Source organism: Lacinutrix sp. MEBiC02595 (assembly GCF_053601555.1).
Window position 1 is genome coordinate 566,181 of the sequence record NZ_JBSHNU010000222.1, and the last position, 19,866, is coordinate 586,046.

At 33.2% G+C, this 19,866-nt stretch carries 17 protein-coding genes; 8 read left to right on the forward strand and 9 right to left on the reverse strand.

Annotated features, from left to right (window positions below):
- The first annotated feature begins 15 nt into the window (after positions 1–15).
- Complete coding sequence (locus ACVCZW_RS12405) at positions 16–738, forward strand: YwaF family protein (protein WP_452232551.1); 723 nt, start codon at positions 16–18, stop codon at positions 736–738.
- Positions 739–865: 127 nt separating this feature from the next.
- On the forward strand, positions 866–2,551 hold the full coding sequence (locus ACVCZW_RS12410; RefSeq protein ID WP_452232552.1) for an alpha/beta hydrolase-fold protein: 1,686 nt from the start codon (positions 866–868) through the stop codon (positions 2,549–2,551).
- 3 nt (positions 2,552–2,554) lie between these two features.
- On the opposite strand, the gene ACVCZW_RS12415 is transcribed toward ACVCZW_RS12410, so the two are convergent.
- The 7 genes from ACVCZW_RS12415 to ACVCZW_RS12445 form a co-directional block, all read right to left on the reverse strand.
- A complete protein-coding gene (locus ACVCZW_RS12415; protein WP_452228732.1) occupies positions 2,555–2,977 on the reverse strand; it encodes a VOC family protein in 423 nt (140 codons plus the stop codon).
- Positions 2,970–3,716, reverse strand: coding sequence for a pseudouridine synthase (locus ACVCZW_RS12420; RefSeq protein ID WP_452228733.1), 747 nt, complete (start codon positions 3,714–3,716; stop codon positions 2,970–2,972). The genes ACVCZW_RS12415 and ACVCZW_RS12420 overlap by 8 nt, the downstream gene beginning before the upstream one ends.
- Before the next feature lie 58 nt (positions 3,717–3,774).
- Positions 3,775–4,599: an alpha/beta hydrolase gene (locus tag ACVCZW_RS12425; RefSeq protein ID WP_452228734.1), complete on the reverse strand. Its 825-nt coding sequence runs from the start codon at positions 4,597–4,599 to the stop codon at positions 3,775–3,777.
- 1 nt (position 4,600) lies between these two features.
- Complete coding sequence (locus ACVCZW_RS12430; RefSeq protein WP_452232553.1) at positions 4,601–4,966, reverse strand: cupin domain-containing protein; 366 nt, start codon at positions 4,964–4,966, stop codon at positions 4,601–4,603.
- A gap of 51 nt (positions 4,967–5,017) precedes the next feature.
- On the reverse strand, positions 5,018–5,989 hold the full coding sequence (locus ACVCZW_RS12435) for a YitT family protein (protein ID WP_452232554.1): 972 nt from the start codon (positions 5,987–5,989) through the stop codon (positions 5,018–5,020).
- A 12-nt stretch (positions 5,990–6,001) separates the two neighbouring features.
- A complete protein-coding gene (locus tag ACVCZW_RS12440) occupies positions 6,002–6,556 on the reverse strand; it encodes a hypothetical protein (RefSeq protein WP_452228737.1) in 555 nt (184 codons plus the stop codon).
- A 110-nt stretch (positions 6,557–6,666) separates the two neighbouring features.
- Entirely contained in the window at positions 6,667–8,193 is a 1,527-nt protein-coding gene (locus tag ACVCZW_RS12445) for a helicase HerA-like domain-containing protein (protein ID WP_452232555.1), read from the reverse strand.
- A gap of 207 nt (positions 8,194–8,400) precedes the next feature.
- On the opposite strand from ACVCZW_RS12445, the gene ACVCZW_RS12450 reads away from it, so the two are divergent.
- Entirely contained in the window at positions 8,401–9,033 is a 633-nt protein-coding gene (locus tag ACVCZW_RS12450) for a 7-carboxy-7-deazaguanine synthase QueE (protein WP_452228739.1), read from the forward strand.
- Between the two features lie 56 nt (positions 9,034–9,089).
- Here the strand turns inward: ACVCZW_RS12450 and ACVCZW_RS12455 are convergent, their stop codons facing one another.
- The gene (locus ACVCZW_RS12455) at positions 9,090–9,635 is read right to left on the reverse strand and encodes a DUF2911 domain-containing protein (protein ID WP_452232556.1); all 546 of its coding nucleotides are present in this window, start codon (positions 9,633–9,635) and stop codon (positions 9,090–9,092) included.
- 268 nt (positions 9,636–9,903) lie between these two features.
- On the opposite strand from ACVCZW_RS12455, the gene asnB reads away from it, so the two are divergent.
- On the forward strand, positions 9,904–11,577 hold the full coding sequence (gene asnB, locus ACVCZW_RS12460; RefSeq protein WP_452228741.1) for an asparagine synthase B: 1,674 nt from the start codon (positions 9,904–9,906) through the stop codon (positions 11,575–11,577).
- Positions 11,578–11,780: 203 nt separating this feature from the next.
- Here the strand turns inward: asnB and ACVCZW_RS12465 are convergent, their stop codons facing one another.
- Positions 11,781–13,277 (reverse strand): ATP-binding protein, encoded by a 1,497-nt coding sequence (locus ACVCZW_RS12465; protein WP_452228742.1) that lies wholly within the window; start codon positions 13,275–13,277, stop codon positions 11,781–11,783.
- Positions 13,278–13,664: 387 nt separating this feature from the next.
- Between ACVCZW_RS12465 and gyrB the strand changes: the two genes are divergently transcribed.
- From gyrB to ACVCZW_RS12485, 4 genes are all read left to right on the forward strand, one after another.
- A complete protein-coding gene (gene gyrB / locus ACVCZW_RS12470) occupies positions 13,665–15,614 on the forward strand; it encodes a DNA topoisomerase (ATP-hydrolyzing) subunit B (RefSeq protein ID WP_452228743.1) in 1,950 nt (649 codons plus the stop codon).
- 334 nt (positions 15,615–15,948) lie between these two features.
- Positions 15,949–17,964, forward strand: a complete 2,016-nt coding sequence (locus ACVCZW_RS12475; RefSeq protein WP_452232557.1) for a T9SS type A sorting domain-containing protein — start codon at positions 15,949–15,951, stop codon at positions 17,962–17,964.
- Positions 17,965–18,238: 274 nt separating this feature from the next.
- Complete coding sequence (locus ACVCZW_RS12480; RefSeq protein ID WP_452232558.1) at positions 18,239–18,829, forward strand: tetratricopeptide repeat protein; 591 nt, start codon at positions 18,239–18,241, stop codon at positions 18,827–18,829.
- 66 nt (positions 18,830–18,895) lie between these two features.
- Positions 18,896–19,822, forward strand: a complete 927-nt coding sequence (locus ACVCZW_RS12485; RefSeq protein WP_452228747.1) for a malate dehydrogenase — start codon at positions 18,896–18,898, stop codon at positions 19,820–19,822.
- Positions 19,823–19,866 lie beyond the last annotated feature (44 nt).

Here is a 19,866-nt window from a genome sequence, read left to right on the forward strand (position 1 = left end):
TACTTATATTGCAGTATGAATTTTTTGCTAATTTTATTAATAAACATACAGCGAGTAACTATTGGTAGTGTACAACATGTGCTACCAATAGTACTCGCTGTTTTGTTTTGTGTGGTTTTATTTCGTTTTGCTAAAAGACGACCTCAAAAACAAAAAGAAGTCCTATTTCAAGCTTTAGGTGTCTTCGTTTCTCTAACCATTATTATTTTTCATAGTTATAAAATTAGCCAAGGTAATTATGCTGTTTCGGTAGATTTGCCTTTGTATTTATGTAGTTTTTTAGCTTTGATTATTCCTGTTTTCACATACTATAGGAAATATTGGATGTATGAAATTCTATTGTTTTGGATTATTGCAGGAACCTCGCAAGGTGTGATTACTCCAGATATTGCGGAAGGTTATCCTAGTTTCGACTTTTTTAGATATTGGATTGCGCACTTGGGCCTATTAACCATTATTTTTTACGCAACTTTTGTTTTAAGAATGCGGCCAAAACTAAAAAGTGTTTTTAAATCGCTTGTCGCAATACAAGGCTATTTAATCGCTTCGTTTGGTATAAATGCGCTTTTAGGTGCTAACTATTCGTATTTAAATAGAAAGCCAGATTCGGCTTCGGTTTTAGATTATTTACCAGAATGGCCTTATTATATAATAGTCGTTGAAGTATTTTTGATTCCGCTGTTTCTTCTTGTTTACTTGCCTTTTTATTTTGGGAATATAAAGCGTAAAAAGGAATAAAAAGGATAGTTTGATATATAACGATTGTATTTTCGTGAAATAATGAGTATCTTTTTTTTAAATTTATTCCTCATGAAATCATTAAAAGTAGTTTCCTTTTTTTTGCTTGTTTTTCTGTTTAATTGCGATGCAACCTCCGAAAAAAAAAACATCTAATAATTTAGTAAACGTGTCCTTTTCAGATGCCATAAATTCGCGAAATTTAGACGGAAGGTTATTGCTTATTTTTGCAGATAGTAATGAAAAAGAACCTCGTTTTCTAGTGTCTGAAGGATTAGATGCGCAACCCATATTTGGAAAGAATGTAGAGAACTTAAAGCCAAATGAAAAAGTGTCTTTTGATGATACTGTTTTTGGATTTCCATACGAAAGTTTATCGCAATTAAAACAAGGAGATTATTATGTTCAAGCTGTTTTACATGTATATGAAACCTTTAATTTATCTACAGGACATACTGTGAAATTACCGATGGATAATGGAGAAGGACAACAATGGAAAACGTCTCCCGGGAATTTGTATAGCACACCAATAAAAGTTACAGTGACAGAAAGTGGCATAAAAGATTTAGACATCGTTTTAGATCAAGTTATTCCGGAAATGGAAGTTGCTGCGGATACCGAATGGATAAAACACATCCAAATAAAATCAGATTTGCTCTCTAAGTTCTGGGGAAAAGATATGTATCTAGGAGCACATGTTCTTTTGCCTAAAGGCTTTGAAGAGCATCCAGAAGCTAAGTATCCTTTAATGGTTTTTCACGGACACTTTCCTTCCGATTTTGGCGGATTTAGAACCACGCCACCAGATAAAAATTTAAAACCAGAATATTCCGATAGATTTCATGTAAATGGATATAATATTACGCAGCAACAAGAAGCTTATGATTTTTATACGCGTTGGAATGCACCGGATTTTCCTCGTTTTTTAATTATTGAAATTCAACATCCTACACCATATTATGATGATTCCTATGCCGTAAATTCTGCGAGTCAAGGACCTTATGGAGATGCTATAACCTACGAGTTGATTCCGTATATCGAAAAATTATTTCGCGGACAAGGAGAAGGTTGGTCTCGTTTTTTATATGGAGGATCCACTGGTGGTTGGGAAGCTTTAGCGGTGCAAGTAAAATATCCTGACGAATACAATGGTTGTTTTGCCGCTTGTCCAGATCCAATAGATTTTAGATCCTATTGTTTAAATAATATTTACGAAGATGAAAATGCATATTATGCGAAGAGTAATCATAAAAAGATAGAGATTCCTTCACATCGAGATTATTTGGGTAATGTGAGTGTTACTGTAAAAGAATCCAATCATTTAGAATTGGTTTTGGGTGATAAGTCAAGATCGGGTGGTCAGTTTGATATTTGGGAAGCAACCTATTCTCCGCAAGGAAAAGATGGTTATCCAGAACGATTGTGGGATAAATATTCTGGGGATATAAGTAGTAATGTTGCCGAATTTTGGAAAGAGAATTACGATTTACGACATATTTTAGAGCGCGATTGGGATGCGCTAGGTGAAAAATTAAAAGGTAAAATTCATATTTATTGTGGAGATATGGATAATTATTATTTAAATAATGCGGTGTACTTAATGGAAGATTTTTTAGAAAGCACTACAGATCCTTATTATGAAGGGGAAGTAGATTATGGAGATCGCGCAGAACATTGCTGGAATGGAGATCAAGAAAATCCAAATCATATTTCTAGGTTGCGCTATAATAGTTTGTATGTACCAAAAATAATGAAACGGATTTTAGAAAGCGCACCAAAAGGAGCGGACTTAACAAGTTGGCGTTACCAATAGTGCTTATTTCGCAAATAACTGATTTATATCTTTAAAAGCTTTAAACTCTAAAGCGTTGCCAGAAGGATCATTAAAAAACATCGTTGCTTGTTCACCTACTAAACCTTCAAAACGAATATATGGTTCAATAATGAAAGATATGTTTTTTAGTTTTAAGTCTTCCGCGAAAGCGTGAAAATCTTCCCAATCTAGAACGACACCATAATGCGGTATAGGAACTGCTTTTCCGTCGACAGGATTGGTTGGGGTTTCTCCGTTAGATTGTGCCTTGTAATGAATAACTAATTGATGACCAAAGAAATTGAAATCTACCCAGTGATCGCTACTTCTACCTTCTTCACAGTTTAAAATATCTCTATAAAATGTTCTGCACACTTCTAAATTATGCACTGGAATTGCAATGTGAAAAGGAGAAAGTTTAGCCATTGTTTTCTAAATAGGTTTTTGTAGAAGCTTCTAAAAGGGAGTTTAAATCTTCTAATTCTTCACTTGTGAATTCTCTATATTCACCAACAGGAACATCTAGTTTTATGTTCATAATACGAACACGCTTTAAGCTGTTTACTTCGTAATTTAAATATTCGCACATTCTACGAATTTGTCTGTTTAAACCTTGCGTTAAAATAATTTTAAACTTGTACGTACCTAGTTTTTCAACAATACAAGATTTAGTAGTTCGGTCTAATTCCTCTAAATAAATGCCGCCAGACATTCTTTCTAAAAAGGTTTGCGAAATTGCTTTATCTACCGTTACAATGTATTCTTTATCGTGATTATTACTAGCACGAAGTATTTTGTTTACAATATCACCATCGTCTGTAAGAAAAATTAAACCTTCACTTGGTTTATCTAATCTCCCAATAGGGAATATACGTTTTGGATATTTTATAAAATCGATAATATTGTCTTTTTCTACTCTAGTATCGGTAGTACAAACAATGCCAACAGGTTTGTTAAAGGCTAAATAAGTGAAAGCTTTTTTGGTGTTTATAACCGGTTTTCCATCTACATGAACCTCATCTGTTGGAGTTAATTTGGTGCCCATTTCTGGAACAACGCCGTTTATAGTTACTCTTCCAGCTTCAATAAGTCTGTCTGCTTCTCTACGTGAGCAGTAACCAACTTCGCTTAAATATTTATTTATACGTTTAAGATTCTCTTCCATCTGGCAAAGATACTATAAGTTTAATCACTATATGAAATTTAAAATGCGAGACTCTAGCTTAATTAGTGATGTAATTATTAATATATTCGGTTATGGTTTCATTGTTTAAGGAATGACCAAAACCTTGTGTGGTTATTAATTTAGCATTCGCATAGTTTTGCACAAAATGTTCGGCATCTTGATACGGGATAATTCTATCGCGTTCATCATGTATTAAGAGAGCTGAGGTAGTAATCTCTTTGGTGAAGTCTGCAGCAGAAAAATATTCTGGTACGTGACCATAAGTTTCTAATACAATTTCTCCTATTTTTTTATGAACTCTTTTGTTGTATCCCATCATTTTTACATAGCGATTAAAAACACCTGTAAAGTTGGAAGGAGCTCCTAATAAAACTAGTTTTTCTAATTCTGCATTCTGATATTTATGTTGGTAAAAAACAGTAGCCATACCACCAACAGAGTGTCCAATAATAATATCTGGATTGAATTTTTTAGAAACTATATTTATGAATTCTGAATAGAGAATGGCATTAAAGCGTTTACTTCCCGAGCGTCCATGTGCCGGAGCGTCTAAAGCAATTACGTTATAGTTTAGCTTTTTTAAGCTTTCTATTAAAGGTTTCCATCTTGCGGCATTACTTTCCCAACCATGAACCAATAGTATGGTTTTGTTTTTACCAAGCCATCTATAGGTCATGATATTAAAACCTTCATATTGCAATTCTTCTTTGAAAGCAGTATCTAAAAAATCAAAATCTTTTTCTTGAATTTTTCCTTTTAAAGGTTTAGAAAATAAGGATAGTGCTAGGTTTCCAGCTAATTTTGGTGAAATAAAGCTTATTAAGTTAATAATGAAGCCAATAGTTTTGGATATAAAATTCATTTTAATCTTCTCTGTTTACTAAATCCATGGAAAATGCGGGAAGGCAAATAGCTATATATTCGCAAGCAATGGTAAATGGATTGGAATACTGAATACGAGTATTCTTACTAATTTTTATGGATTGTCCGGCTTCCAAAATTACAACTTCATCTTCAATTATAAATTGTTTTTTGCCTTTAATTATGTAGGTGTATTCATCAAACCCAGGAGTTTGAAAAGGTTCACTCCAGCCAGCAGGAGCAATCATGCGTGCTATGCTTATTTGTGGGTTGTTGTCGGTGGCCAAACCAAAATGCTCTTCTATAACTTTTCCGTCTGCTGTAGGAACAACAAATGGTGAATTCTGTACGGTATATTTCTTTTTCATAATTAAAAATAGTATTGTATTGTTCTATACGTAATCTTTCTAGTAATGGTTTTATTTTAAAGGTTTACGTTTAATCATTCCTCCTTTTAAATCTTTTACTATACCAATGGTTAGAAAGGCATTTTTATCTATTTTATCTATTTCTGTATATAGTTTAGATAATTCTAACCTGGTCATTACGGTGTAAATAATGTCTTTGTCGTAACTTTTTCCATTAACACCAAAACCACCTTTTCCTGCATATATTGTGCAGGCTCTACGTAGTTTTTCTGTAACCATGATTCTTATTTCTTCATGTTTTTGGGAAATAATAGTAATACCAACATATTCTTCTACACCATCTACCACAAAATCTACTGTTTTGGCTGCAGATAAATAGGTTAATATAGCATAAAGTGCCGTTTCAATAGATAAAACATAAGCGCCAAAAGAAAAAATAACAATATTTATAAGTAATAAGACATCACCAACGGTGATCGACATTTTTCTGCTTAAGTATATGGCTAAAACTTCTGTTCCATCTATAACGCTTCCACCACGCATGGCTAAACCAATTCCTAAGCCGAGAAAGAAACCACCAAATACAGCGATTAACAACTTATCTTCTGTAATTGTTGGGTAATTTACAAAGTGAACGACTAGTGCTAAAAAAGCAATGGCAACGACGCTTTTAATGGCAAATTTCTTGCCGATAGTTTGTGTAGCAAGAATAAGGAATGGGATATTTACTATAAGTAGTAAAACACCAAGTGGTAAAGAGGTTATGTTTTTAAGAAGTAAAGAAATACCTGTTGCGCCACCATCTATAAAGTGATTTGGTAATAGAAAACCTTTTAAACCAAATCCAGCAGAAAAAACACCAATAATTATAAAAATAGATTCTTTAAAGGCATGCGAAATCTCTACTTTTATGTTATCAATAACAGGAGTTATTTGCGATTGGGTATATGGAATAGGAGTGTGTTTAGCTTTAAGTCTTTGCTTAGCTATATCTACTAATAGTTTACCAAATAATGGATTCATAACGATTAAGTATTAATTCCAGCCTATCATGAAATGTTTTATTTTTGCTGTGTCCGGAATCTGTACTGCTTCAATTTTCTTGTTTACATCCATGCGTAATTCTGCAGGCAGTTCCATTTTGTCAATGGTGAAAAATCCATTTATATCATTTACAAAAACTACAACGTTTCGTAATGTATTTTGAATACTAGAAATGGTATAGTGGTTCTTAATATCTCCAAATGTGCTAGCGGTATTTAAGCCTTTGGCTGTTTTGTACCTTGGGTCTACGACTTTAATAGTCGTGATAGTAGCCGTAGAATCTAACGCTTGGTTAGGGGAAAGTATCAATAATTGCTTTCCTGTTTTGTCATAAATTTTTATGTCATTGACGCTTCCTGTAAATTCATCTCCATTAATTCGTTTTACAACAGAGTCATTAGCGTAAATGGCTTCTATATCTTTTACTTGAGTAGAGTCTGTTAAAAGTCCAATATTATTTTTAGATATTAAAAATGGGTTAACTTCTTTTTTGCATGAAGTAAAAACGATGCTTAATAAACAAAGTGTAAAAATTATGTTTTTCATATTTATTTTCCGAGAAAGCGGGAATCTTATTTGATTTTATTTCCGTGAAAACGGAAAATATATGGTTTGTTATTGTGTGTTTATTTGTAGTTCCAAGCTTAAGCCAAGAACTACATTACTTTCTTTAAAATACCAAAAACAGAACGGATGAACGTTGCGCTTGTAAGTACTTTGATAATGGGATTCATTCTAGTACTACTTCTACTAGAGCTAGATCGAGTAGCTTTTTTTTGTTCTTTTTCTTTCGCTTCTCTAGCGTCTTCTTTAATTTGTAATGCTTCTGCTTTTTCAATCTTTTTATTCAACATTTCATAAGCCGATTCTCTGTCTATGGTTTCGTTGTATTTCATGACTAGTTTAGAATCATCTAAAAGATTGTTTAATTCCGTTTCTGTTAAAACATCCATTCTACTCATTGGTGCTCGCATCATTGTTGCTGCAAGTGGAGTTGGTCTTCCTTTCTCATCTAAAGCAGAAACTAGAGCTTCTCCAATTCCTAAGGAAGTTAAAATTTCGGCAGTATCATAATAATCGGTGTCTGGATAGTTTTGAGCTGCAAGCTTTATAGCTTTTCTATCTTTAGCTGTAAAGGCACGTAAAGCATGTTGTATTTTTAAACCTAACTGACTTAATACTCCTTCTGGAACATCGGTTGGATTTTGTGTTACAAAGTATAAACCAATTCCTTTACTACGTATTAGTTTTACAATGCTTTCAATTTGATTCAATAATGCTTTAGAAGCTTCATTAAAGATAAGATGCGCTTCGTCTATAAACATAATTAATTCTGGCTTGTCTGCATCTCCTTGTTCTGGAAAAGTTTCGTAAATCTCCGCCAATAAGCTTAACATGAATGTAGAAAATAATTTAGGCTTATCTTGAATATCTGTTAATCTAATAATATTAATATAGCCTTTACCATCTCTTGTGGTGCGAACTAAATCTTCCACATCAAAACTTTTTTCACCAAAGAAAAGTTCTCCTCCTTGTTGTTCTATTTCTACCACTTTACGTAAAATAGCACCTGTAGATGCCGAAGAAATTCTGCCATAAGCATCCGAGAATTCTTCTTTTCCTTCTTTGGTAGCGTATTGTAATATTTTTTTAAAATCTTTTAAGTCTAATAAAGGCAGTTTGTTGTCGTCACAATATTTAAAAATAACAGCAACAACACCAGATTGCGTATCCGATAAATCTAAAATTCTAGATAATAAAACTGGTCCGAACTCACTAACGGTAGCGCGTAAGCGAACACCTTCTTGTTCCGATAACGACATGATTTCTACAGGAAATCCTTTTGCTTCAAAAGGTAATCCTATTTTTGCGTGACGCTCATCTATTTTAGCATGTCCGGGACTTGGTTGTGCTAAACCACTTAAATCCCCTTTAATATCCATAAGTAAAACAGGAATTCCTTTTTCGCTTAAGTTTTCAGCCAAAACTTGTAATGTTTTTGTTTTACCTGTACCTGTTGCACCGGCAATTAAACCATGTCTATTCATGGTTTTTAAAGGTATTTTTACAAAAGCATCTTTAATGGTTTCTCCATCTAACATTGCAGAACCTAAGGTGATAAAATCGCCTTTGGTTGTGTTTCCTTCTTCTATATGTTTAAAAAAATCGTCCTGTCTGCTCATAGTATTCTTCAAAGTTTGCATAAAAATAGTAATCTTTAATGTAAAACCTTTTAAAAAAGTAATCAACTTTTCAACTTAAAGGTACAAATATCTTAAGTCATTAATGTCTTGTCTTGTTATTATGAAAATGAAACACTAAGCTTTTTAACTTTAAATATTTTGGGCTCTATTAAACTTTAAATACTTAAATAACTATCTTTGCAAGCTATGACAAGAAGTGAAAGACAAGAGTTGCTAGATAAAGGGTTGTTATTACCTTTGATGGAAGAGTTTTATACGATTCAAGGAGAGGGTTTTCATAAAGGAACAGCTGCGTATTTTGTAAGAATTGGTGGTTGTGATGTTGGTTGCCATTGGTGTGACGTTAAAGAAAGTTGGTTGCCAGAATTGCATCCTGCGACAGAAACAATTAAAATTGCCGAAAACGCTGCGAAGTACAGTAAGACCATTGTAGTTACAGGTGGAGAGCCTTTAATGTGGAATATGAATCCGTTAACCAACGCGCTAAAAGAAAGAGGATTGCAAGTGCATATTGAAACTTCTGGAGCGTATAAGTTAACTGGAATTTGGGATTGGATTTGCCTTTCACCAAAAAAGAATAAACTTCCAACCGAAGAAGTATATGCGCAAGCACACGAGTTGAAATGTATTATCTATAATAAGGATGATTTTAAGTTTGCCGAAGAACAAGCAGCAAAAGTGAATAAAGATTGTATTTTATATTTACAACCAGAATGGAGTAAACGGGATAAGATGGTTCCTGAAATTGTAGATTATGTAATGGCTAATCCGCAATGGAAAGTTTCTTTACAAACACATAAATATTTAAATATACCGTAATAAAAAAGCCTTAGAATTATTCTAAGGCTTTTTTGTATACTTTTATTGTGTGTTTCTTATTTAGTAAATGGCACAGCTACTACTGTGGTGTCCCAACCTAAAAACATATCTACTCCTTTATCACTTTCTTTAAAAGCTATAGAAAAAGCTTCAATAGATTTTTTGCTAGATGTAACAGGAACTGTGATTCTTGCTACGTCGTTAGCTTCTTCGTAAAAATAACTTCCCCAAGCATTTAAATCCGAGTTGATAATGATAGTCCACTCTTTTTCTCCTGGAATAGTTGCTAAAGAGTAGGTTCCCGCTTTTACTAAAGTACTTCCTAATTTCATGTCTGTATATAACGTGATTTCAGCGGCTTCATTAGCTCCAGTACGCCAAACTTTACCATTTGGAGCAAGTTTGTCTAAGCTTCTTTCTTTTAATTGTGGTCTACTATAAACTACTTTTATTAATTTGTCTGGGTTTTTATAATCTGTAGGGAATGCTGCAGCATCCATTGGACTCTTATCTAGTCCAGCAAAATCTTGAGCATTCGTGTTTAAAGAGAAAAGCATTAAAAATGCCATTGCAGTAGTCGTAAGTAATGTTGGTGTTTTCATAATTTGTTTTATATATTATTGAATGATTAAGTTATACTATCTACGTAGTAAACCATGCTTAAAGTCGTAATTGAAAGTTAAAGTTTACAATTTTATAAGAAATAATAGTAAATATATTTGACGGACTTTCATTTTGTTTAATAAAATGTAAATTATGTTATATATTGTAAGTAATTAGTTGTTTTGTGTTTTAAATATGAAACATCATTCGCATATTTGCCTCAGTAATTATAACAACAAAGAATAAAAAATTAAAAAGATATAAGTTATGTGTGGAATTGTATGTGCTTTCGACCTTAAACAAAAAAGTGAAGATTTAAGACCTCAGGTTTTAGAAATGTCTAAAACTATTCGTCATCGTGGACCAGATTGGTCAGGAATTTATAGTAATGATAAGGCGATTTTAGCACATGAGCGTTTAGCTATTGTGGATCCAACTTCCGGAAAACAACCATTGTTTAGTCCAGATAATAAACTGGTTTTAGCAGCAAATGGCGAAATATATAACCATAGAGAATTACGTAAACAATTTGAAGGTAAATACGATTTTCAAACACAAAGTGACTGCGAAGTTATTTTAGCATTATACCAAGAAAAAGGAGTGGATTTTGTAGATGAAATGAACGGAATCTTCGGATTTGCAATCTATGATGTAGAAAAAGATGAATACTTTATTGCTCGTGATCACATGGGAATTATTCCTTTATATATAGGATGGGATCAAAACGGAACATTTTATGTGGCTTCCGAATTAAAAGCATTAGAAGGAATTTGTACTAAAATTGAATTATTTCCTCCTGGACATTATATGTCTAGTAAAGATGGCGAATATGTAAAATGGTATAATAGAGATTGGAGTGAGTACGATGCAGTAAAAGATAACGAAACAAGTATTGCTGAAGTTAAAGAAGCATTGGAAGCAGCAGTGCATAGACAATTAATGAGTGATGTGCCTTATGGTGTATTACTTTCAGGAGGTTTAGATTCTTCTGTGGTATCTGCAATCGCAAAAAAATATGCGCAAAAACGTATAGAAAGTGATGACACTTCAGATGCTTGGTATCCGCAATTGCATTCCTTCGCTGTAGGATTAGAAGGTTCTCCAGATTTAGCTGCAGCGCAAAAAGTAGCAGATTTTATAGGAACGATTCATCACGAAATTAAATTCACCATCCAAGAAGGTTTAGACGCTATTAAAGATGTTATTTATAATATTGAAACGTATGATATTACTACGATTCGCTCTTCTACACCAATGTATTTAATGGCAAGAGTTATTAAATCTATGGGAATTAAAATGGTACTATCTGGTGAAGGAGCAGATGAAATTTTTGGAGGCTATTTATACTTTCATAAAGCGCCAAATGCACAAGAATTTCATGAAGAAACCGTTAGGAAATTAAATAAATTACACATGTACGATTGCTTAAGAGCAAACAAAAGTTTAGCTGCTTGGGGAATTGAAGGTCGTGTCCCATTTTTAGATAAAGAGTTTATCGATGTTGCTATGCGCATCAATCCACAAGATAAAATGATTAACGGAGAACGCATGGAAAAATGGGTGGTACGTAAAGCATTTGAAGATATGTTGCCAGAAAGCGTAGCTTGGAGACAAAAAGAACAATTTAGTGATGGCGTTGGTTATAGCTGGATTGATACACTTAAAGAAGTGGTTGGTGAAGCAGTAACCGATGAGCAAATGGCAAATGCTAAATTTAGGTTCCCTATTCAAACACCAAATAACAAAGAAGAGTTTTATTACCGTTCTATTTTTGAAGAACATTTTCCAAGTGATGCAGCGGCTTTAAGTGTGCCGCAAGAAGCAAGTGTAGCTTGTAGTACTGCAATTGCTTTAGAATGGGATGAAGCGTTTAAGAATATGAATGAACCATCTGGTCGTGCAATATCTAATGTGCATGATAAAGCATATGCAAAATCGTAGTTTCATGAATTTGTGAATATTTAATATAGATTAATAGCTTTAAAACCTCGCTTCGGCGAGGTTTTGTGTTTTTCATAATAACGAATTATAAAATAGCTTGAGAATGCAATGAAGCATTTAGAAATAGTGATAGGCGTCTAGAAGCGTGCAGGATAAAGCATGTTGCATTGATGTATAGCTACCTGTTTAAGCTTTTTAGTTTGCTAAAGTAAAGTCGTGTCTATATCTGGAGTGAGATGCTCAATCCTATCAATAACTCTAAACAGTTTTGTTTTGTCTAATGGTTTTGTAATGCAGTCAATAAAACCAGCATTAAAAACCTTGCTGTTTGTTTCTGTAGAGGAGTATGCTGTATGCGCAATTACAGGTAAATAGGGCTTGAATAGTTTTATTATTTTTCTTGCTTCAAAGCCTCCCATTATTGGCATTTTTATATCCATGATTACTAATTGAATCGAATCATTTTCTTTACATATTTCTACTGCTTCTTTTCCGTTTTTAGCGCGTATAACATGGTAGTTTCTAATTTTCATTACTTTTTTTATGAGCATGAAATTAATCTCATCGTCTTCGGCAATAAGAATATTTAAAGGTTTTATTTTGTCTTCTGTTTTAAGAGCAACTTCCGTTATAGGCAGTGTGGCTAGCCTATTTAATTTTAATGGTACGGTGAATGAAAAAGTAGAACCGAAATTCTCTGTAGATTCTAACCAGATTTCACCACCTAACATTTCAATGTACGCTTTAGAAATAGCGAGACCTAAACCTAAACCGCTTAAATTAATTGTTTTGTCATTTTGTATTCTGTTAAATCGAATAAAAATATTTTTGGTGTCTTCTTTCGACATGCCGATGCCGGTATCTGTAATGTGAAATTCTAAGGCGTTTTTTTGAGTACTTATTTTGTAGCTAAAATTAACGCTTCCTTTTTCACTGTATTTAATAGCATTGTTTAAAAGGTTAACTATTATTTGTCGTAATTTGGTTTCATCACTTATTAATTGATATACAACAGCATGTTTTGGCTTATCAAAAAACAATCGCAAAGGTTTATTTTTAGGGATTGTAATTTCGACTGCCTGTTTTATTTCCAATAACGTTTCGTCTAAATTAAAAGCTTTTAAATTGGGGGTTACTTGGTTGGTGTCAATTTTAGACATTTCAATTAAATCATCTATAATAGATACCAGATTTTTTCCACTTCTCTTAATGACATTAATATAATCTAATCGTTCTGCCTCGGATGGGTTTTGAGTACTCAGTAAATCCGAAAACCCTAGAATAGCATTCATTGGCGTTCTTATTTCATGCGATAGATTGGTTAAAAAAGAAGCTTTTAATAAGTCACTTTCTTCTGCTTTTTCTTTCGCTTTTTGAAGTTCTTCTTTTTGCAAATAACTTTTAAATATAAAATGACCTATTTTATTGAAATTACCATCGGTATTAAAATGAGATAATAAATTAAAGTCATTAGAATTTATAGCGTGAATAATTAAGTCAAAAGGCTGTTTTACTACTTTTACGAAGCGAAAAGTGATAAATGAAATAATAGCTATGGCGCTAAATATGAAAGAGCTAATAAATAAAGCACTATTATCTTTATGAAAAGAAAAAAAGATAACATTGTAAATTATAAATAAAAGTACTGAGCTAGCTATAGGTATTAAAAACCTGATTAGGGCAGGATTGAAAAATTTCATTTAATGTAAATTAGGGGCTCCAATATAATAAAATAAAACCGATTTGTGCTTTGTTAAGAGATAAGCGCTTAAGCACCTATTTACTTTTGAATAAAGTGCTAAGTATTCTATGGTAACAAGTTCAAATAGGAGTTTTAACGTGTTTTTGTTATTTTATTTTTTTTAAGCGTTATTAAAAAAATGAAAATCAATTTTAAGGTTGTTTTTAGCTACTCTAAGGTCTTTCTTGCGTTTTTAACAAATGTTAATAATTATCGTGTTAAATCGATGAAAAGCTTTTAAAACGCATCAAAATTTAGTATCTTTGGTTGTATTCCAAAGGATGCTGTACAGCGTCCTTTTTTATGCCTTAAACAATAGAAAACAGATCATAAATAACATATAAGTATGAGCGAAAAAAAAGAAGAGTTTAACAAACACAATTATTCGGCCGATAGTATTCAAGCGCTAGAAGGAATGGAGCACGTGCGTATGCGTCCTTCTATGTATATTGGAGATGTTGGTACTCGTGGTTTACACCATTTGGTATATGAGGTTGTAGATAACTCGATTGATGAAGCATTAGCTGGTCATTGTGATAATATTACAGTAACGATTAATGAGGATAACTCGATTACCACAGAAGATGATGGACGTGGTATTCCTGTAGATTTACATAAAAAAGAAGGTGTTTCTGCGCTGCAGGTTGTAATGACTAAAATTGGTGCAGGTGGAAAGTTCGATAAAGATTCTTATAAAGTATCTGGTGGACTTCACGGCGTTGGTGTAAGTTGTGTAAATGCACTTTCAGAACATTTAAGAGCTACTGTTTTTAGAGACGGTAAAATTTGGGAACAAGAATATTCTAAAGGAAAAGCCCTTTATCCTGTAAAAGCAATTGGAGATACGGATAAAAGAGGAACAACAGTTACGTTTAGACCAGATCCTACAATATTTACACAAACCTTAGAGTATAACTACGATACTCTAGCAAGTAGAATGCGTGAATTAGCGTATTTAAATAAAGGAATTACCGTTCATTTAATTGATAAGAGACGTACTAAAGAAGATGGTTCTTTTGAAGGGGAAACATTCCATTCGGAAGAAGGTCTTAAAGAATTTATCAAGTTTTTAGATGCAACCAGAGAGCCTTTAATGAAAGAAGTGATTTCTTTTGAAGGGGAAAAGAATGGCGTGCCTGTTGAGGTCGCTATGATTTATAATACATCGTATGCAGAAAATTTGCACTCGTATGTAAATAATATTAATACACATGAAGGTGGAACACATCTTTCTGGTTTCCGTCGTGGTTTAACACATACGCTTAAAAAGTATGCGGATGAATCCGGAATGTTAGACAAATTAAAGTTTGATATTGCTGGAGATGATTTCCGTGAAGGACTAACAGCAATTATTTCTGTAAAAGTTCAAGAGCCTCAATTTGAAGGACAAACAAAGACAAAATTAGGTAACCGTGAAGTTTCTGCAGCTGTAAGTCAGTCTGTTTCCGAAATGCTAACAAACTACTTAGAAGAGCATCCAGACGACGCTAAAATTATTGTGCAAAAAGTAATTCTTGCCGCACAAGCACGTCACGCAGCACAAAAAGCGCGTGAAATGGTACAGCGTAAAACAGTAATGAGTATTGGTGGTTTGCCAGGAAAATTATCAGATTGTTCCGAACAAGATCCTACAAAATGTGAAGTATACTTAGTCGAGGGAGATTCGGCAGGTGGAACTGCAAAACAAGGTCGTGATAGAGCATTTCAAGCTATTTTGCCATTACGTGGTAAAATTCTAAATGTAGAAAAAGCGATGACACATAAGGTGTTTGAAAATGAAGAGATTAAAAATATCTTCACCGCTTTAGGGGTTACTATTGGAACCGAAGAAGATAGTAAAGCATTAAACCTTTCTAAATTAAGATACCATAAAATAGTAATCATGTGTGATGCCGATATTGATGGTTCGCACATCGAAACGCTAATTTTAACGTTCTTCTTTAGATACATGAAAGAGTTGATTGAAAATGGTCATATTTATATTGCAACGCCTCCTTTATATTTAGTTAAAAAAGGAGCGAAAAAACAGTATGCTTGGAGTGATGAAGAACGTATAGCGATTATGAATGATTTTGGAGAATCTTCAAAAATACAACGTTATAAAGGTCTTGGGGAAATGAATGCATCACAACTTTGGGATACAACCATGAATCCAGAATTTAGAACCTTACGTCAAATATATATCGATAATGGCGTAGAAGCAGATCGTGTATTCTCTATGTTAATGGGAGATGAAGTTCCGCCTCGTAGAGAGTTTATCGAGAAAAATGCAATCTATGCAAATATTGATGCATAATTATATCCTTGTAGGTTTTTAAAACCTGCAAGGTATTTGTATCAACAACATTTTAAAACCTGTAAAGTTTCATTGCTTTACAGGTTTTTTTTGTTTAATAATTAGGATTCTAAATATTTTAAAAAACAGCATGGCGTAAACGGGATCGAAAAGCATCGATATACTTTCCCTGTTTATTATTCCTAGCAATTACGAATTAAAAACCTTTTTATTAATTAATAAAAGTATGAGTTAAAAGTTTATATTTGAGTAGGATATATATTTAAGACGACGTCATTTTCGATAGTTTTTATATCCAAAAAAAAAGAGTGACTAACCAATAAAACCACTATAAATGAAAAAGCTACTGCTATTAAGCTTTCTTTTATTGACGTCTTATTTTACAAAAGCACAAGAACATTGTGCACAAGACATTTACCAACAAAAAAATTATGAAGAAAACCCTTCTTTAAGGCCAGAGAATAATTTGGCACACCAAGAGTTAGAAGAATTTACTAGAACATTTCAGTCTAGTTCTAATAATCAAAGAGATTGGAATATTGCAGATCTTGTTATTGGAACAGATTACATTATTCCTGTTGTGGTTCATGTTATACACAACAACGGGCCAGAAAATATTTCAGATGCTGCAGTAAAACGTTCCATAGAGATGTTAAATATATTTTATGCAGGAGAATCTGCTTTCGATAAAAATATCGATCCAGAATTTGTTGCGGTTAGAGGTGCTTTTACAGAAAAAAAACTAAAATTTGTTTTGGCTAATTTTGATCCAAACGGAAATGCTACTAACGGTGTCGATAGACATGTCGATGCAATGTATACCTACGCAGGTAACGATCCAAATATGAGACTTACATACCATTGGCCAAGAGATCAATATTTCAATATCTATGTCGTTGCTCAATCTTTGAGTTCCAGTTCTAGTTCTGGTTTTGCTACTTTTCCGCCGGATGTGGATGCTGCAGCAGATGCCCATTTAGACGGGCATGTAATGTCTGCATGGGCCTATGGAGAACATGGAGAAATGTGGCAAACTTGGTATCATAATTTAGCACATGAAGTAGGACATTGGTTAAATGTCTATCATATTTGGGCGAATGCTGGAGCAAATGGAAATACATATTATTGTAATGAAGATGATTCGGTTTTAGATACACCAAATACGTACGGAAATAGCTTGTCCGATTTGGATGGTTTTCCAGGTGTAGGGACTGTTGTTAAGTGTTCTACAAAAGATAATTATACCAATATGATGGATTATACTGCCGCAACCTATGCGATGTTTACTAATGGTCAAAAAGCACGTATGGAAGCTGCATTAAATTCTACTGTTGCACAAAAAAGTAGTTTATGGCAAACGGCAAATGTTTTAGCAAGAATCTATGGCTGTACAACTGGTGTAGACTCTGATGGAGATAGTATTCCGGATGCCTGTGATGTCTGTCCGAATGATATTAATAATGATAGTGATGGTGATGGTGTTTGTGATGAATATGATCAATGTATGGGATATCCGGATATTAATTTAGACGGGAATCCAGCAGCTATGGATGCGTGTGATCCATTAACGCCAATAATTAATTTTAATTCTGAAACGGTATTGTCTTATGATACTACAAAAGATAAAGGTGTCTCTATTAATTATGATAATGGAGCTACGCTGCATGTTTCGATAAATGGATGGAAAGCCATTGCGATAAATTATAATATTACGCCTTCAACAATGTTAGAATTTGATTTTAAAAGTACCATTGATGGTGAATCTCATTTTATTGGTGTGGATGATGATTTGAGTTTAGATCCGCTTATGGCATTTAAATTATATGGTACGGAAAGTATTCCGGAAACATCGGTTTACAACATGGATTATGATACTTATGAAGATACCGATTTGTATACTTACAAGCATTATTCTATTCCAATAGGGACATTAATTACCGGTGCAGCACCATATTTATTCTTTTCGGCAGGAAATGACGAATATACCGAAGTTTGGAATACTGCTGGTTTATATTATCCTGGAGCAGGACGCTACAATGACGCTACTTCGTTCTTTAGAAATGTAAAGCTTTATCAAACGGAAACTTTATCTTTAGCAAATCAAGATCTTACACCATATATCTCCGTGTATCCTAATCCTGCACAAAATGAGATTACCGTTACTTTAAATAATGGCATCACTTTAGAAACTGCAACCATATTAGATGTAAATGGACGCATCGTACACTCTCATAAATTTAATAATCTAACACAAGAAAATATCGATATAAGTAATCTCTCGGCTGGTGTATATTTTATAAAAATACAATCTAACAGCGGGATAGGTGTGAAAAGAATAGTGAAAAACTAAAAGTCATTTATTTTAATATCCAATAACGATGATATATTCTTATAAAACATGTGCCCTTTTAGCCTTTTGTAGTCTCTTTTTATTTGCTTGTAACAGTAAATAAGAGTCGAAAAATAGCTGGAAACATTTAGGTAATTCTGAAATAGAAAAAGCACCTATAATAGAAACGGAAGCTTTAAAAGCATATAGCGTTAAAAATGACTATTATCAAAGAAAATTAGATTCTTTAATTTTAGAAACCCCAAGTGAAGCGCATAATTATCAGCAAAAGGCAATGCTTTTATATAAGCAAGATAAAGATGAACTTGGTTTGCCTTTTCTCGAAAAAGCAGCAGCGCTCGAGCCTGAAAAATGGCTAGATTATATGGCTTTTATGAAATGCATTTTTTCTAAAAACTACAAAGATGCCATTGTAGATTTTAATAAAGCTTTAGCGTTAAATGGCGAATCTTATGTGATGGATCATTCCTATTATTTTTATTTAGGTTTATGTTATTTGCAGTTAAACGAATTTGAAATAGCCAAAGGTTTTTTTGAAAAAAGCATCGCGCAATCTGTAAAAGAAGATGGCGAAGAATGGATTCATTTTACCGATTTAATGTACTTAGGAATTGCAAATTACGAATTAAATAATTTTGAAGAAGTCATTAAAATGTTTGATGAAGCTTTACTTCTTCAGCCAAAATTTAGCGATGTGAAATATTATAAAACAAACTGCTTAGGAAGATTAGGAGAAATAGAAAAAGCAGAAATTATGTTTGCAGAAGCCAAAGAAGATTTTATAAACGATGACATTATGTATGAAGATAATACCATATATGAACGTTATCCATATCAAGTGCGTAAAAGCTGGTTTGGATTATAGTAAAAGTCATTAGAAATCGTTAATTTTACACCTATAATAACTCAACACAAATTAAAAACATAAAAAATGAAAGTAACAGTAGTAGGAGCAGGAGCAGTAGGAGCAAGTTGTGCAGAATATATTGCTATTAAAAACTTTGCTTCAGAAGTAGTTTTATTAGACATTAAAGAAGGTTTTGCCGAAGGTAAAGCAATGGATTTAATGCAAACTGCATCTTTAAATGGATTCGATACAAAAATAACAGGAATTACGAATGATTATTCGAAAACAGCAGGTTCTGATGTTTGTGTAATTACGTCTGGTATTCCTAGAAAACCAGGTATGACTCGTGAAGAGTTAATTGGTATCAACGCAGGAATTGTAAAAATGGTGTCTTCTAGCTTAATAGAACATTCTCCAAATACAATTATAATTGTGGTATCTAATCCAATGGATACGATGACTTATTTAGTACATAAAACTACTGGTTTACCAAAAAGTAAAATTATAGGAATGGGAGGCGCTTTAGATTCTGCTCGTTTTAAATACAGATTAGCAGAAGCTTTAGGTGCACCTATTAGTGATGTTGACGGAATGGTAATTGGTGGACATAGCGACAAAGGTATGGTGCCATTAATAGGTAAAGCTGCTAGAAATAGTGTAAAAGTTTCTGAGTTTTTATCTGAAGAACGTATGGATCAAGTAGTACAAGATACTAAAGTTGGTGGTGCAACACTTACCGGTTTATTAGGTACTTCTGCATGGTATGCTCCAGGAGCAGCTGTATCTGGAATGGTGCAAGCAATTGCTTGTGATACTAAAAAGATATTCCCTTGTTCTGCTTTATTAGAAGGCGAATTTGGATTAAGCGATTTAGCGATTGGTGTTCCTTGTGTTTTAGGAGCTAACGGAATTGAAAAAATTGTTGAAATTAGTTTAACAGATGCGGAAAAAGCAAAATTAGCAGAATCTGCTGAAGGTGTGAAAGCAACTAATGGTTTATTAGAATTGTAATCTATCTAGTTCTCAATCTGTAAGGTTTTCTTTAACCTAATAGG

Bases quoted from the DNA above. Each gene is read 5' to 3' on its own strand.
- ACVCZW_RS12405 (WP_452232551.1), top strand. From the start codon at position 16: ATGAATTTTTTGCTAATTTTATTAATAAACATACAGCGAGTAACTATT.
- ACVCZW_RS12410 (WP_452232552.1), top strand. From the start codon at position 866: ATGCAACCTCCGAAAAAAAAAACATCTAATAATTTAGTAAACGTGTCC.
- ACVCZW_RS12415 (WP_452228732.1), bottom strand. From the start codon at position 2,977: ATGGCTAAACTTTCTCCTTTTCACATTGCAATTCCAGTGCATAATTTA.
- ACVCZW_RS12420 (WP_452228733.1), bottom strand. From the start codon at position 3,716: ATGGAAGAGAATCTTAAACGTATAAATAAATATTTAAGCGAAGTTGGT.
- ACVCZW_RS12425 (WP_452228734.1), bottom strand. From the start codon at position 4,599: ATGAATTTTATATCCAAAACTATTGGCTTCATTATTAACTTAATAAGC.
- ACVCZW_RS12430 (WP_452232553.1), bottom strand. From the start codon at position 4,966: ATGAAAAAGAAATATACCGTACAGAATTCACCATTTGTTGTTCCTACA.
- ACVCZW_RS12435 (WP_452232554.1), bottom strand. From the start codon at position 5,989: ATGAATCCATTATTTGGTAAACTATTAGTAGATATAGCTAAGCAAAGA.
- ACVCZW_RS12440 (WP_452228737.1), bottom strand. From the start codon at position 6,556: ATGAAAAACATAATTTTTACACTTTGTTTATTAAGCATCGTTTTTACT.
- ACVCZW_RS12445 (WP_452232555.1), bottom strand. From the start codon at position 8,193: ATGAGCAGACAGGACGATTTTTTTAAACATATAGAAGAAGGAAACACA.
- ACVCZW_RS12450 (WP_452228739.1), top strand. From the start codon at position 8,401: ATGACAAGAAGTGAAAGACAAGAGTTGCTAGATAAAGGGTTGTTATTA.
- ACVCZW_RS12455 (WP_452232556.1), bottom strand. From the start codon at position 9,635: ATGAAAACACCAACATTACTTACGACTACTGCAATGGCATTTTTAATG.
- asnB (WP_452228741.1), top strand. From the start codon at position 9,904: ATGTGTGGAATTGTATGTGCTTTCGACCTTAAACAAAAAAGTGAAGAT.
- ACVCZW_RS12465 (WP_452228742.1), bottom strand. From the start codon at position 13,277: ATGAAATTTTTCAATCCTGCCCTAATCAGGTTTTTAATACCTATAGCT.
- gyrB (WP_452228743.1), top strand. From the start codon at position 13,665: ATGAGCGAAAAAAAAGAAGAGTTTAACAAACACAATTATTCGGCCGAT.
- ACVCZW_RS12475 (WP_452232557.1), top strand. From the start codon at position 15,949: ATGAAAAAGCTACTGCTATTAAGCTTTCTTTTATTGACGTCTTATTTT.
- ACVCZW_RS12480 (WP_452232558.1), top strand. From the start codon at position 18,239: ATGCTTTTATATAAGCAAGATAAAGATGAACTTGGTTTGCCTTTTCTC.
- ACVCZW_RS12485 (WP_452228747.1), top strand. From the start codon at position 18,896: ATGAAAGTAACAGTAGTAGGAGCAGGAGCAGTAGGAGCAAGTTGTGCA.